Consider the following 14,628-nt stretch of genomic DNA (forward strand, 5'->3'; position numbering starts at 1 on the left):
GAGCGGCGCCTTGCAAGCCATCGCGCCTGTGTCATAGCGCACCCATGATCCGCGTACTCGCCCTCGTACCCTTCGTATTGTTGGCCGCATGCAAGCCACCTGCGTCGGACGAGTACGTCGAACGGTCGCGCATCGTCCCCCGTACCGAAGGCCCCTCGGAGCCACTGGATTCGCCAGATACGACGGGAGCGATTTGGGCACCCGGGGCACGCCCGGACAGGCTACTCTACGGCAAGCCCGGCGAACGACCCTTGATGGCGATCGAATGCATTCACGAGGCCAAGGCTTCCAGCATCGCCTACACTCGATTTGCTCCCGCAGACCCCCATGCGAAGGCAGTACTTGCGCTGATCGGCAACAGCCACGTTTCACGTCTCAAGATCGATGCGGTAGAGACCGATGGGATTTGGATCTGGCAAGCTGCGATTGACGCGGTTGATCCTGCGCTCGACGTCTTGACCGGCACCCGGGAAGTCGAAGCGACCGTGCCCGGCGCAGGCACCGTGGTCCTCAATCCCAGCCAACTGCCCGGAGACCTGATCGAACAGTGTCGCGCGCAGGCCGCGCCTGCAGCTAGCGAGAACTCCGCGCCTTCTCCACGAGAAGATCCGGCGTAAGCACCTGCGGGAGCTGCTCGGCCTCAGCGCCGGGCGCGTACCATAGGTAGAGCGGAACGCCTGCCGCACCCTGCTGTGTCAGGATTCTCGAGATCGCCTCGTCGGGTCGGGTCCAGTCGGCACGGATTGCGATGACTCCGGCCTTCTCGAACGCCGCTTTCGTCTCTTCGCGCTCGATCGCGACGCTTTCGTTGACCTTGCAGGTAACGCACCAGTCAGCCGTGAACCACACGAATACCGGACGGCCGGAGGCACGCGCCTCGGCCAGGGCGTCATCGCTGAATGGCACGGGATCGAGCAGGCTCTCGGCGGCCAGTTCAGGAGATTTCGGCTGCGGCAGGAATACCAAACCTACCGCAACCCCGGCGGCTAGTGCAGCGAGCACCGGTCCGCCCTTGCCAGCGCGTTGCATTCGGCCAGCCAGCACCAGCCACAGCGTCGTCGCGCCGCCCATCAGCGCGGCAATGAAGAGAAAGTTCACTCCACCGATGCGCCAGATCAGCCACGCCAGCGCTACGGCGGTAAGCCCCATCGGCAGTGCCATCCAACGGCGAAAGCGTTCCATCCACTCGCCGGGGCGCGGCAATCGTGCCCGGATAGCGGGAACGAAACCGACCAACAGGAAGGGCAAGGCAAGGCCCACGCCTAGCGCTACGAAGACCAGCGCTGCATCAAGCGGGGGGATGACGAGGGCCGCGCCCAATGCCAAGGCCATGAACGGTCCGGTGCAGGGAGTGGCAACGAAAGCCGCGAGCAATCCGGTCGCGAAAGAGCCACCGCGTGATGGCTTTCCGCTCGATATCGCCAGGCCGGGCACTTCGAATACCCCAAGGAAATTGGCGGTAATAGCCAGCGCCAGCAGAAACAGGGCGACGACCACTGTGGGGTTCTGAAGCTGGAAGGCCCAGCCCACCTGCTCACCCACCGAGCGCAACAGCAGGATCGTGCCACCGAGGGCAGCGCAAGCCAGCACCACACCCGCTGTATAGGCCAGTGCATCGCTCCGCGCTGCGTCTTCATCGCCGCCTGCCTTGGCCAGTGCCAGCGCCTTGAGGCTGAGTATCGGGAAGACGCAGGGCATGACGTTGAGCAGGAGGCCGCCAACAAGTGCGGCCAGCAGCAGCTGCCACAATGCGGGACTGCCGCCGCCATTGATCGGCTTGACCCCTTCGAGCGGCACATCGGCCGGGCCGGCCGCGAACTTCACCCCACGCCCGTTGCCGAAGTCCAGAATTCCCTCGATCTGGCCAGGGACTGGATCGACTCCCGGATCGGATGGGCCGGGAATGCGCTGCAGCGAGATTTCCGCAACCAACATGTCAGCCTCACGGATGAAGGTCTGGGCTGCCGTGTAAATGGGCCGGCGATAGTTCCCCATGTCTCCCTGGGCGAGAAACACGTGCGGTTCGCCAGACAGATCGCTCGCAGCGGGAAGCGGAATGCCAATTCGCAGGCGATCGCCCGCAAACTCGAAACCAGCCTCGCTGCCAAGCGGCGGGACGATTGCCGCACGCCAGCTATTGAACCGGGGATCCTTGCGCGCGTGCGCCGGATCGAAGGTGATCTTGGCAACTTGTGGGACGCAGATCGTGTCGGTGCATGCGAGGTAGCTTGCGGTGAGGCGAATTGGAGCCGTGTTGCCCGTCGCCCCCCCTGAAGGGACCGCGATGGGCACCAGCACGGCATAGGACCCTTCGTAGACATGATTCATCAGCTCGCCGATGATCAGTCGCTTGGGTAAGGGGTACAGCGGTTCGCCCGCCCGCCATCCCTCGGGCAGTTGCCAATCGAGTTCCATCCCCAATCCGGCGTCACCCGGGTTCGACCAGTAGCCATGCCATTCTGGCGAGCGCGGCGTGAAGTGGAGCGCTAGCACCCATTCCTTGCCCGGTTGCGGTGCGCCGTCGGCGACCAGTTCGATCGCGATATCGTTCGGCCCGCCCGGCTGCGATTGCGCCACCGCCGGGATCGGCAACAGCGCCGCCAATGCCAGCACCACCGCTGTCAGTATCGCGCGCAACCCGTTCATTGTCCTTGCCTCGTTCACACTCGCGCCTCTAGGGCCATGTCGAGCTATTCGCAACGAGGCGGACAAGGGTGACAGAGGCAAACGAGACACGGGACCTGCTGATCCTGGGCGGCGGACTGGTTGGCATGACCCTCGCCCTGGCGGCAGCGAAGAAGGGCCTGTCGTGCCACGTCGTCGACCGCGCCGACCCTGCAGAGCTGACGGCAGAGGGCTTCGATGGCCGCGCCTCGGCCATATCCACGGCCAGCTGGAGACTATTCTGCAACGTCGGTCTCGAGGCGGCACTCGAACCGCACGGTTGCGATATCGCCGCGATCGCGGTGCTCGACCAGATGAAGCCTGGCCGGCTCGATTTCCGCCCCGAGCCGCATGAAGGCACGCTCGGCCGGATGTTCGCCAATCGCCAGTTACGTCTCGCGCTGCACGAAGCAGCCGCCAAGGAGCCGCTGATCAGCTGGCACGCGCCGGTTACGGTGGTGGAGCGGCATCGCGACGCCTTCGGGGTTTCTGCAACGCTGGCCGACGGGTCGGTGCTCAAGGCGGCGCTGATGGTCGGGGCCGAAGGGCGTGGCTCACCTTCGCGCGAAGAGGCTGGGCTCAAGCTGGCAAGCTGGGATTATAGCCACCGGGCGATGATCGTCGGGCTCGACCATTCGAAGCCGCATGAAAACGTCGCCTGGGAGATCTTCTATCCAGACGGTCCCTTTGCCCTGCTGCCCATGCTCGATGGGCCGGAAGGCCAGCATCGCAGCGCACTTGTCTGGACGGTCGACGAGAAGGATGCGGCCGGCGTGGTCAAACTGTCCGACCGCGCCTTCCTGGCCGAGGTTCACAAGCGCATGGGCGACCTGCTGGGCGAACTGAAGCTCAACAGCACGCGTTCCTCCTTCCCGCTGAGCTTCCAGCATACGGCAAGGATAGTCGGCGAGCGCCTCGCCCTCGTCGGCGACAGCGCGCATGGCATGCACCCGATTGCGGGCCAGGGTCTCAACCTCGGGTTGCGCGATGTCGGCGCGCTGGTCGAGGTGCTGGACGAGGCACTGAGGCTCGGGCTCGACCTAGGCGATGCACAGGTCCTCAAGAAATACGAGGAATGGCGCGCGCTCGATTCCCTCATGGTGATGGGGGCGACGGATGGCCTGACGCGCCTGTTCGGCGTGCCCGGCAAGGCAGCCAGCGCGGTGCGACGGCTAGGCATGTCGGGCGTCCAGCGCTCGGGCTGGCTCAAGCGCTTCTTCATGGACGAAGCCCGCGGCGTATCGGGCAAACTGCCCGAATTACTGAAGGCCTGATCCGGAGATCACTAAATGCCCAGATTGATCCTGGGTTGATCCGGCGCAGTGACGCAATGGCAGTTGCGTTCCTGTCGCCGTGATATGTCCCGTCACTCGCCGGAAGGGTTTAGCTCGCTCCCGCCGAGCGCCTGCCATAGCAGTACGCGCGCGCGGCGGGCGCGGCCCAAGGCTGCCGCCGCCCGTTCGCCGCTGGCGTCGGCGGCGCGGCGGGCTTCGAGTACGGTGAGGAAATCCGCCAGACCCGCCTCATAGCGGGTATTCGCCAGGCGCGCCGCACGCTGGAGGCTGCTGGCCTCCTCTGCTGCTGCAAGTGCCTCGCTATCGGCAGCGGCAACGAGGCCATAGCCCGCTTCCGCATCGCCAAGCGCTGTGTAGACCGCACCGCGGTAGCTCTCGAACGCCGCGCTTTTCCCGGCCGCCGCGCCGTCGATCTCGGCCTGAATCCGGCCGAAGTCGAGCAACGGCGCTGCAATCGATCCCGCGAGCGAACCGACAACCGACTGGCTGTCGAACAGGTCGCCGATCCCGAAAGCAAGCAGGCCGAGGGCGCCGGAGAGATCGAACACCGGGAACCGTTTACGCGCGGTCGCCGCCAGTTCCGCGTCGGCGGCCGCCAGTGTGGCGGCAGCGGCAAGCACATCTGGCCGGTTGACAAGAAGGGTAGACGGGAGGGTCGCGGGCGCAGCGGGCAGGTCAAGCGTTCCCGTTTCCTTGGCCAATACGGCCTGGACCTGCGCGGCAGTTTGCGCTGTCAGCGTGACCAATCGTCCGACCAGCCGTGCCCGTTCGCTTGAGAGCGCAGACAGGCGGCTGCGTGAAGTCGCGGCCGAGCTCTCTGCCCGGACGCGGTCAAAGCCGGGAGCAATCCCCGCCCGCTCGCGTACGCCTGCAAGTCGCGCAAGGTCTTCTGCCGCAGCGAGATCGTTGCGAATTTCCGCCTCTCGCGCCTCCAAAGTGCGCCAGTCGATCACACTGGCCGCAATCTCGGAAAGCAGGGCAATCCGCACCCCGCGTGCAGAAGCATCGGCGGCGTCGACCCTGGCGAGTGCCGCGCGTTGTTGTGCCTTCAATCGACCGAATACATCGAGATCCCAGCGAGCCGTGAGATTTGCCGCATAGGATACCCGTTCGGTGTCGAAGGATATCCCTGGAGGGAGAGTTGAGGAGAACTGGCTCGGGCTCGTCCGCGTACCTGTGACCGACGCATTGGCACCGATTGTGGGCAGTCTTTCAGCCCCGGCGCGATCGGCCCCGGCGCGCGCTTGTTCGATCCGGGCGGCCGCCTCAGCCAATGTCGGAGAAGATGCGAGCGCCTGCTGCGCGAGTACATCGAAACCGGCATCCCCCACAGGCAACAGCGCCACAAGCCCAACCGCGTCGGACGCATCCGGTGCGTAGACGAAAGCATCAGGCAGCGCCGGAGCCTGAGTGGCGACCTCCGGTGGAGGGCCGGCAACGCAGGCCGCCAGCGCCAGCGCGCTTGTCGCGAACAGGAGGCCGCGCAGCGTCACTTCTGCGTGTCCCTGGCCGCAATGTAGGCGTCAACCTGCTGGCCCACGCGAAACAACCCATCGGTTTCGGGCAGCTCATAAATGACTTGCAGCACGCGTACGTCGACGCGCTCGGCAGCGCTATTGGTGAGCGAGCGCTTCGGCACCACCAGCGGTTCCGCCCTGACGAATTTCGCCTGAACCTGGCGTTCGGCAGCGCCGCGCGGGCTCACCGTTGCGGCGGCACCGATGGCAAGCCGCGGAGCCTGCTCCTCGTCGATATCGATGCGAACATGGAGCGGCTGGGTCTGGCCCATCTCGATGAAAGGCTGCGATCCGCCGCCCCCCATTGTGCTGACATACTCGCCCTTGCGGATGTTCACCGCAAGGATCTCGCCGGCGATCGGGGCACGCACAGTCAGTCGGCCGATCTCGGTTTGGGCCGATCCCGCCCGGGCCTCTGCCGCCTGCAGCCGGGCCTGCGCCAATTGCAGGCGCTCGTTCGCGGCACTGGCCTCGCCTTCGGCGCGGATTACCTCGGCACGACTTACGGCTGCCGGGTCATCGACATTGCGATACAGCTCGAGCTGCCGTGAAGCGGTGGCCCGTGCGGTCTGCGCCTCGGCAATTGAAGCGCGAGCCTCCGCGATAGCGGCCTGCGCTTCGCGTAGCTGCGCGCGAACCGCTCGATCATCGACGGTGAAGAGAACCTGTCCCTCATTCACTCGATCGCCTGGTTGGACCTTCAGTCTGGTCACGAGACCTGAGAGAGCAGAGCCGATCTGGATGACTTCGCTGGATGGTTCGACCACGCCTGAACCCGCGACCCGCGCGGCCGCGACCAGCGCAGCAGGGGCCCGTGGCGGCGCACGCTCGGGTTCTGCAAGCTGGCGATCCGGCAGTCCAGTCGTGATGATATAGGCCGCGGCCAGCAGCCCGAACACGGCAATGACCGGCAGGATCTGCCGCGGGAAGCTGAGGTTTTTCCAGTCGAGCGCCATGTTTAGTGTCCTTCGGGCATATGCTTGCCGTCGTGCGTTACGCGGCCGTCCTCGAGCACGAGGATCCGGTCGGCGAAGTCGAAGATGCGGTTGTCGTGGGTCACGATGATGCAGGCACGATCAGGGGCCACCGCAACGTCGCGCAACAGGTCCATCACCCGGCGCCCCGAGGCTGCGTCCAGCGCTGCGGTCGGCTCGTCGCAGACCACCAGGCGTGGTTCGTGCACCAGCGCACGGGCGATTGCCACGCGCTGCTGTTGTCCGCCCGAGAGTTGGCTGGGCAACTTGTCCGCCTGATCGGCGATGTTGAGCTTGGCGAGCATGGCAACCGCCCGTTCGCGCGCTTCATGGCGATCCATGCCCTGTGCGATCAGCGGCACTGCGGCATTGCTCGCCGCGTCGATCGAAGGGATGAGGTTGTACTGCTGGAAGATGAAACCGATGTTCTGCAGGCGGAACTCGACCAGCGCGGTGTCATCCAGAGAGTAGATGTCCGTGCCATAGACTTTCACCTCGCCGAGTGTCGGCCACAGGATCCCGCACATGATCGAGATCAGCGTGGTCTTGCCCGAACCACTCTCGCCGACGAGATAGGTCAGCTCACCCGATCGGATGTCCAGATCGATACCGTGCAGCACGGTCAGAACCTGTTGCCCTGCCTTGAAGTCGCGCGTCACGCCGCGCGTGCAGATCGCCGCTTCGGGACTGCAGCCGCCGATGGCGCTTGTGTCCATGATCGTATGCATCAGCGGAACACCGAAGCCGGCTCGGTCTTGAGCACGTTGCGCAGCGCCAGCCAGCCCGTCACGCCGAGGATGATGATCTCTGCAAACAAGCTGATCAGCGGGATCTGCCAGGGAACGTAGAAACCCTTGAAGAAGGGATTATCGAGGAAGGCGCCGATGAACAGCACCGTACCGAGTACGCCCAGCCCATAGCCGATCAGCCCGACCAGCGCGGCCTGGGTCACAACCATGCGGCGGATCTTGGCGTTGGTCACACCGATCGCCTTCAGGGCTCCGAACTGCCTGATATTGTCCCGGATAAACAGGCTGAAGGTCAGCCCGACGATGGCCACGCCGACGATAAAGCCAAGCACCACCGTGATACCGAAGTTGAACGGGATGCCAGTGTTCTCGATGATGAAGTTGATGCCGTCCTGCGCGAACTCCTCGCGCGTACGAGCACCCAGCCCGGTCTGTTCCTCGATCCGCATGGCCAAGGCTTTGGGGCTGATGTCGTCCTGCGCGCCCACCAGCACGAAGCTCAAGCGATTGCGAGTGCCCGGAACATATCGGAGCGCCTGGCTGTACTTGGTGTAGAGGGTAACCTGGCTGGTGAAGGTGGGTATTGAATCCGCGATACCGCGGATCACTGCCCGCTGATCATTAAGCTCGAGGCGTTCGCCAATCGGGCTGCGTCCATCCTCGAACAGACGGACAACGCCGGTATCATCGATAATCACGCTATCGGGTTGCGAGAGCACATCGATGCTTCCTTGCGCCATGCGCTTGGGCAGGCCGATCAGCGTGGCATCGTCGACACCGATGATGGCCACGCCTTCAAGATCCCCGTCGCCCGAGCGGACTGAAGCGGCCGCGCGCAGGTGCGGCACGGCCCATTCGACGCCCGACACACTGCGAACCTTATCGAGCGCGGTTGAAGGCATCGGATAGTTGACGTCGGTGGTGCGGCTGACCTTGTCCATCACCCAGACATCGGCATTGGCGACATTGTAGGTGCCGCTGGCCCCACGCTCGACCAGATTGACGAAGATGGTCAGCTGCTGGGTGATCAACAGGGTCGAGAAGGCAATGCCGAACACCAGCCCGTAGAACTTCTGGGCATCGCCCGTCAGCATCCGGATGGCGATCCATAACATGGGTTCGCTTGCCTTCCTCGCGTGATTCGTTCATTATTGAACGCAGGCGTTCAACTGAACGGGACCGTTCACTTTGTCAAGCGAGGTTAAAAAACTGGGTCGGCCGACAGACTCGGCCAAGCGCGAGGCGATTGTCGCCGCCGCGCGTGATGCCTTTTTCGAACGGGGGTTCGCAGCCACCTCGATCGAGCAGATCGCGGCAGATGCGGGGGTTTCGAAGGTTACGGTTTACAATCACTTTGGCGACAAGCGCGCGCTGTTTGCGGCCGCGGTGGAGGAGCAATGCGGCATCATGCGCCAGCATTTCACCATTGCGCATATCGCCAAAGGCAGCCTGCGCGAGCGGCTCACTACGATCGGGGAAGCGATGGTCGCCTTCCTGTCGCGCGAGGAAATGATCCAGTTCGATCGGCGTATTGCCGCAGAGACCGAGCACGATCCAGAAATCGGCCTGGCCTTCCTCACTGCCGGCCCGCACCGCATGAAAGGTGCCTTCACTGCTTTCATCACCGCCATGCACGATGCCGGAGAGCTTCAGGTCGAGGACCCGGCCCTGGCCGCCGAACAGTTCGCCAGCATGTGCAAGGGCATGGGCGACCTTGATCGAAGGTACGGCCAACCGACCGATCCAGAGCAGGACCGCACACGGATAGCCGCCGCGGTCGAGGTATTCTGCCGAGCCTACGCCACCGCGGGCGAAAGCTAGCCGCGCTGTTCCTGTAACAGGCCGCGCGCGATCACCTGCGCCTGGATTTCCGCGGCGCCCTCAAAGATATTGAGGATGCGCGCGTCGCAAAGCACGCGGCTCACTTCATACTCGAGCGCGTAGCCGTTGCCGCCATGGATCTGCACCGCATTATCTGCATTGCTCCAGGCGACGCGTGCGGCGAGCAGCTTGGCCATGCCGGCCTCGATATCGCAGCGCTCGCCCTTGTCCTTGTGGCGCGCCGCCGAATAGGTGAGTTCGCGCGCCATCACGAGCTCGGCCAGCATCAGCGCCAGCTTGTCCGAAACCCGCGGGAAGGCGAGCAAGGGCTTGGCAAACTGCTTGCGTTCGAGCGCATAGCGCAGCCCAAGGTCGAAGGCGTTCCAGCCAACACCGATGGCACGTGCCGCAGTCTGTATGCGGGCTCCCTCAAACGTGCGCATCAGCTGCTTGAAGCCCTGCCCTTCTTCACCGCCGAGCAAGCCTTCACCCGAAACGCGGAAGCCATCGAAGCTGAGCGTATATTCCTTCATCCCGCGATAGCCGAGCACTTCGATCTCGCCGCCCGAAAGGCCGGGATCAGGGAATGGGTCGACATCGGTGCCGCGCGTCTTTTCAGCGATCAACATCGACAGCCCGCCATAGCCGGGTGTGCCGGGGTCGGTACGAACCATCATGGTCATCAGGTCCGCCCGCGCGGCATGGGTGATCCAAGTCTTGGCCCCGTGAACCTCCCAGTAGCCACCTGCGTTGCGACGGGCACGGGTGCGGACCGACGCGAGGTCGGAACCCGTGTCAGGCTCAGTGAACACGGCGGTGGGCAGGATGGAGCCATCCGCAATCTTGGGCAGCCAGCGGGCCTTCTGTTCAGGAGTACCGTTAGCGCCGATCAACTCTCCGGCGATCTCGGAACGCGTGCCGAGCGAGCCGGCACAGATCCATCCGCGCGAAAGTTCCTCGGAGACGAGACACATGGCCAGCTTGCCTAGGCCAAGACCGCCGAAATCCTCACCGATGCATATCCCGAAGACCCCAAGCTGCGCCATTTCTTGGACGACTTCGAGCGGGATGAGCTCATCCCCAAGGTGCCAACGATGTGCATGCGGTGCGATCCGCTCAGCCGCAAACGCCCGAAACTGGCTGCGGACCAGATCGAGCGTATCGTCATCCAGCGCCTCATCGGGCCGCGCGCCATCCGCCGCCAACGCCATCGCGCGGGCACGGTTTCCAGCTGTGTTGCCCTTCGTCAGGAAGGCATCAACCGACGGTACCGAGGCCAGGGCGGCCGCTTGCTGTGCCAGGCCCAACTCATGCGGCCTGACCACTTCGCTTTGGCTCATCGAAAGCCCGCCAACGAGCTGACCGAGATATTCCCCGAAGCCCACTTGCAGCAGCAAGGCATCGATCTCCCCAAAGCGCCCTGCCTCCACGGCCCGCCGGGCCCAGTCGAGTGTCGCCTCGAGTGCCGCCAGTGTCGTTGAAGCCCAGGCCAGTGCGTGGACCTTGCGCTGCTCTCGTTCCAGGAGCTTCGTATCTGCGCGACCCGCATCTGTGATCAGTTCACTAACGGCTTCCCGATATTGAGCCAGAAAGTCGCGCACCGCGGAACAGGCAGCCCCGGCGGCCAGGAGAAATTTCTCGTTTTCACTCATGAAGCTGCAGGGTCCCTGCGGGTCCAGTCGCCCGACGCGCCGCCGGTCTTTTCGTCAACCTGGATGGCCTCGATCGTCATGCCGCGATCGATCGCCTTGAGCATGTCGAAGAGTGTCAGGCAGGCGGTAGAGACCGCCGTCAGTGCTTCCATTTCGACTCCGGTTGGCCCCGTAGTGATAGCTTCCGCCGACACCTGGAATCCTGGCAAGCCCGCATCGGGGGTGATCGTCACCGCCACCTTCGCCAGGGGCAAAGGATGGCATAGCGGAATAAGATCGGACGTCCGCTTCGCACCCATCACGCCGGCGAGCTCCGCCGTCGAAATGACCGCCCCTTTGGGCGCGCGACCTTCAAGGACCGCGTCCAGTGTGGCAGCCGCACAAGTGAGCCGTCCGCTCGCCACGGCCCGCCGTTTCGTCTCCGGCTTGTGCGATACATCGACCATGCGGGCGCGGCCTTCGCCGTCGAGGTGTGTGAGCTTGCTCATCCCGCCTCTGTGCCGCGCTTCGTTGCCCGCGCCAAGCCCTGAGGAGGGCCCCAAAACGACAAAAGCCCGCTGCTCAGTGAAGAGCGGCGGGCCTATTGTCCGAAAACGATGGTTGCGGGGGTTGGATTTGAACCAACGACCTTCAGGTTATGAGCCTGACGAGCTACCGGGCTGCTCCACCCCGCGGCACCGTTCGATTCATCAGCGGGCCCATGGCCCGGAGACGACAAAGCCGCCGCTCGGTTCACACCGGCAGCGGCTTTTGAAATCGTGAATGGGCTTTTACCGCGTCCGTCTGCTGTAATGCCTGGCGACGACCTACTCTTCCAGTGCTTAGGCACTAGTACCATCGGCGCTGTCCGGTTTCACGGCCGAGTTCGAGATGGGATCGGGTGGGTCACAGACGCTATAGCCACCAAGCAATAAAGCAGGCGGACGGGTTTAAATCGATGCCCCTTTCGGGCGTATCCGGCTGAAGTTTCCTCCAAATCGCGGACAGCACAGGGCTGTCGTTGATGGTATGAATCCTACAAGCGCGAAAAGAACTATTAGGACCGGTTAGCTCCACACATTACTGCGCTTCCACACCCGGCCTATCAACGTCATGGTCTATGACGGTTCGAAGATTGCTTATCTTAAGGGAGGCTTCCCGCTTAGATGCTTTCAGCGGTTATCCCGTCCGTACATAGCTACCCTGCGGCACCCTTGGCAGGATGACAGGTACACCAGAGGTACGTTCACCCCGGTCCTCTCGTACTAGGGGCAACTCCTTTCAACAATCGACGCCCACGGCAGATAGGGACCAAACTGTCTCGCGACGTTCTGAACCCAGCTCACGTACCACTTTAATTGGCGAACAGCCAAACCCTTGGGACCTGCTCCAGCCCCAGGATGTGATGAGCCGACATCGAGGTGCCAAACGATTCCGTCGATATGAGCTCTTGGGAATCATCAGCCTGTTATCCCCGGCGTACCTTTTATCCGTTGAGCGATGGCCCTTCCACGAGGGACCACCGGATCACTATGACCGACTTTCGTCTCTGCTCGACTCGTCAGTCTCGCAGTCAGGCAGGCTTATGCCATTGCACTCTCGCAGACGGTTTCCAACCGTCCTGAGCCTACCATCGCGCGCCTCCGTTACTCTTTAGGAGGCGACCGCCCCAGTCAAACTACCCGCCACAGAGGGTCCCTACACCGGCTAACGGTGCGAGGTTAGACATCAGAAAACAGCAGGGTGGTATTTCACCTATGGCTCCAAATCAGCTGGCGCCGATTCTTCAAAGCCTCCCACCTATGCTACACAACTCTTTCCTAATGCCACTCTGAAGCTGCAGTAAAGGTGCACGGGGTCTTTCCGTCTAACCGCGGGTACTCCGCATCTTCACGGAGAATTCAATTTCGCTGAGCATATCCTGGAGACAGTGGGGAAGTCGTTACGCCATTCGTGCAGGTCGGAACTTACCCGACAAGGAATTTCGCTACCTTAGGACCGTTATAGTTACGGCCGCCGTTTACTCGGGCTTCAATTCGGAGCTTGCACTCCTCCTCTTAACCTTCGAGCACCGGGCAGGCGTCACACCCTATACGTCGTCTTGAAGCCGACTTAGCAGAGTGCTGTGTTTTTGCTAAACAGTCGCTACCCCCTGGCCTGTGCCCCCCACTACTGCTTGCGCAATAATGGGGCCTCCTTCTTCCGAAGGTACGGAGGCAATTTGCCGAGTTCCTTCAGGATACTTCTCTCAAGCGCCTTGGTATACTCTACCTGACCACCTGTGTCGGTTTCGGGTACGGTCTATACGGAGAGGCTATTTCCTGGAACCGCTTCACTGCCCGCACAATCCAATAAGCACGAACAATTTACGCGATCCGTCACACATCTCCAGGCCCACGAATATTAACGTGGTTCCCATCGACTACCCCCTTCGGGCTCGTCTTAGGGGCCGGCTCACCCTACGCTGATTAGCATTGCGTAGGAACCCTTGGTCTTTCGGCGACAGGGTATCTCACCCTGTTTGTCGCTACTCATGTCAGCATTCGCACTTCCGATACGTCCACGGTCGGTTACCCTCCCGCTTCACTCGCTTACGGAACGCTCCGCTACCGCTGCAGTAAACTGCAACCCTAAGCTTCGGTGCATATCTTTAGCCCCGTTACATCTTCGCCGCAGGAACCCTTATTTAGACCAGTGAGCTGTTACGCTTTCTTTAAAGGATGGCTGCTTCTAAGCCAACCTCCTGGTTGTTTTGGGATTCCCACATGCTTTCCCACTTAGATATGACTTGGGGACCTTAGCTGTAGGTTAGGGCTGTTTCCCTTTTGACGACGGACCTTAGCACCCGCCGTCTGTCTGCCGGATAAGACTCGATGGTATTCGGAGTTTGGTTAGGTTTGGTACCGCTCGCGCAGCCCTAGCCCATCCAGTGCTCTACCCCCATCGGCATACGTCCGACGCTCTACCTCAATAGATTTCGCGGAGAACCAGCTATTTCCCGGCTTGATTGGCCTTTCACCCCTAAACACAGCTCATCCGAGAATTTTTCAACATTCACCGGTTCGGTCCTCCAGTGCGTGTTACCGCACCTTCAACCTGGCCATGCCTAGATCGCCGGGGTTCGGGTCTAATCCAACATACTCAGTCGCCCTATTCAGACTCGCTTTCGCTGCGCCTACACCTAACGGCTTAAGCTTGCATGTTAGATTAAGTCACTGACCCATTATGCAAGAGGTACGCTGTCACCCCCTATGGGGCTCCAACTGCTTGTAAGCATCCGGTTTCAGGTACTGTTTCACTCCCCTAATCGGGGTGCTTTTCACCTTTCCCTCACGGTACTGTGTTCGCTATCGGTCATGTGCGAGTATTTAGGCTTGGAGGGTGGTCCCCCCATGTTCAGACAGGATTTCACGTGTCCCGCCCTACTCGAATCTTCTTCGATCACTTTCGCGTACGGGGCTATCACCCGCTATGGCCACTCTTTCCAAAGTGTTCCGCTAATTAACGAAGAAGCATTGGCCTGGTCCCGGTTCGCTCGCCACTACTACGGGAATCTCTGTTGATGTCTTTTCCTCCGGGTACTGAGATGTTTCAGTTCCCCGGGTTCGCTTCACCAAACCTATATATTCAGTCTGGTGATACCCTATCCACCTCTTTCCGAGCCAGCTGAAGCTAGATCGAAAGGAAATGGTGAGGGTGGGTTTCCCCATTCGGAAATCGCCGGATCAAAGTTTGCTCACAACTCCCCGACGCTTATCGCAGCGTGCCACGTCCTTCATCGCCTGCACATGCCAAGGCATCCACCAAATGCTCTTACCTCACGCTTGAGAATCCACACCATCAACGACAGACCTGCATAAAAGTCCGAAGTCTCACGACGATGCGGAGGAATATCTCAGCCAGATAAATCAATTTGATTGATCTTGTTTGTGATGCATCGATCGACCGCTCGGCACGAAGCCTTACGATACAATCCA

Annotated in this window: 10 protein-coding genes, 1 tRNA gene and 2 rRNA genes; 3 read left to right on the forward strand and 10 right to left on the reverse strand. The window is 62.0% G+C overall.

From position 1 onward, the window contains the following. The first annotated feature begins 44 nt into the window (after positions 1-44). Positions 45-617, forward strand: a complete 573-nt coding sequence (locus HQR01_RS02760) for a hypothetical protein (protein WP_173212356.1) — start codon at positions 45-47, stop codon at positions 615-617. On the opposite strand, the gene HQR01_RS02765 is transcribed toward HQR01_RS02760, so the two are convergent. Next, positions 574-2,646, reverse strand: a complete 2,073-nt coding sequence (locus tag HQR01_RS02765; protein ID WP_173212358.1) for a protein-disulfide reductase DsbD family protein — start codon at positions 2,644-2,646, stop codon at positions 574-576. The genes HQR01_RS02760 and HQR01_RS02765 overlap by 44 nt on opposite strands. 68 nt (positions 2,647-2,714) lie before the next feature. On the opposite strand from HQR01_RS02765, the gene HQR01_RS02770 reads away from it, so the two are divergent. Further along, complete coding sequence (locus HQR01_RS02770) at positions 2,715-3,938, forward strand: FAD-dependent monooxygenase (RefSeq protein ID WP_173212360.1); 1,224 nt, start codon at positions 2,715-2,717, stop codon at positions 3,936-3,938. A 92-nt stretch (positions 3,939-4,030) separates the two neighbouring features. On the opposite strand, the gene HQR01_RS02775 is transcribed toward HQR01_RS02770, so the two are convergent. The 4 genes from HQR01_RS02775 to HQR01_RS02790 are packed head-to-tail and all read right to left on the reverse strand — an operon-like array spanning position 4,031 to position 8,314. Further along, positions 4,031-5,452 (reverse strand): efflux transporter outer membrane subunit, encoded by a 1,422-nt coding sequence (locus HQR01_RS02775; RefSeq protein WP_234030228.1) that lies wholly within the window; start codon positions 5,450-5,452, stop codon positions 4,031-4,033. Next, a complete protein-coding gene (locus HQR01_RS02780) occupies positions 5,449-6,432 on the reverse strand; it encodes an efflux RND transporter periplasmic adaptor subunit (RefSeq protein WP_173212362.1) in 984 nt (327 codons plus the stop codon). Before HQR01_RS02780 ends, HQR01_RS02775 begins: the two co-directional genes overlap by 4 nt. A 2-nt stretch (positions 6,433-6,434) precedes the next feature. Further along, positions 6,435-7,178: an ABC transporter ATP-binding protein gene (locus HQR01_RS02785; protein WP_199800352.1), complete on the reverse strand. Its 744-nt coding sequence runs from the start codon at positions 7,176-7,178 to the stop codon at positions 6,435-6,437. After that, entirely contained in the window at positions 7,178-8,314 is a 1,137-nt protein-coding gene (locus tag HQR01_RS02790; protein ID WP_173212364.1) for an ABC transporter permease, read from the reverse strand. Before HQR01_RS02790 ends, HQR01_RS02785 begins: the two co-directional genes overlap by 1 nt. Before the next feature lie 73 nt (positions 8,315-8,387). Between HQR01_RS02790 and HQR01_RS02795 the strand changes: the two genes are divergently transcribed. Further along, positions 8,388-9,020, forward strand: a complete 633-nt coding sequence (locus tag HQR01_RS02795; protein WP_173212367.1) for a TetR/AcrR family transcriptional regulator — start codon at positions 8,388-8,390, stop codon at positions 9,018-9,020. On the opposite strand, the gene HQR01_RS02800 is transcribed toward HQR01_RS02795, so the two are convergent. The 5 genes from HQR01_RS02800 to HQR01_RS02820 form a co-directional block, all read right to left on the reverse strand. Continuing rightward, positions 9,017-10,672, reverse strand: a complete 1,656-nt coding sequence (locus HQR01_RS02800; protein WP_173212369.1) for an acyl-CoA dehydrogenase family protein — start codon at positions 10,670-10,672, stop codon at positions 9,017-9,019. The two genes, HQR01_RS02795 and HQR01_RS02800, sit on opposite strands and share 4 nt — an antisense overlap. Then, positions 10,669-11,160, reverse strand: a complete 492-nt coding sequence (gene moaC / locus HQR01_RS02805) for a cyclic pyranopterin monophosphate synthase MoaC (RefSeq protein WP_173212371.1) — start codon at positions 11,158-11,160, stop codon at positions 10,669-10,671. The genes HQR01_RS02800 and moaC overlap by 4 nt, the downstream gene beginning before the upstream one ends. A gap of 109 nt (positions 11,161-11,269) precedes the next feature. Next, positions 11,270-11,346 (reverse strand) — tRNA-Met (locus tag HQR01_RS02810). A 119-nt stretch (positions 11,347-11,465) separates the two neighbouring features. Next, a 5S ribosomal RNA gene (rrf, locus tag HQR01_RS02815) occupies positions 11,466-11,580 on the reverse strand. A gap of 108 nt (positions 11,581-11,688) precedes the next feature. Then, positions 11,689-14,478, reverse strand: a 23S ribosomal RNA gene (locus HQR01_RS02820). Positions 14,479-14,628 lie beyond the last annotated feature (150 nt).

This window comes from Erythrobacter mangrovi (assembly GCF_013260645.1).
GTDB classification, from domain to species: domain Bacteria; phylum Pseudomonadota; class Alphaproteobacteria; order Sphingomonadales; family Sphingomonadaceae; genus Qipengyuania; species Qipengyuania mangrovi.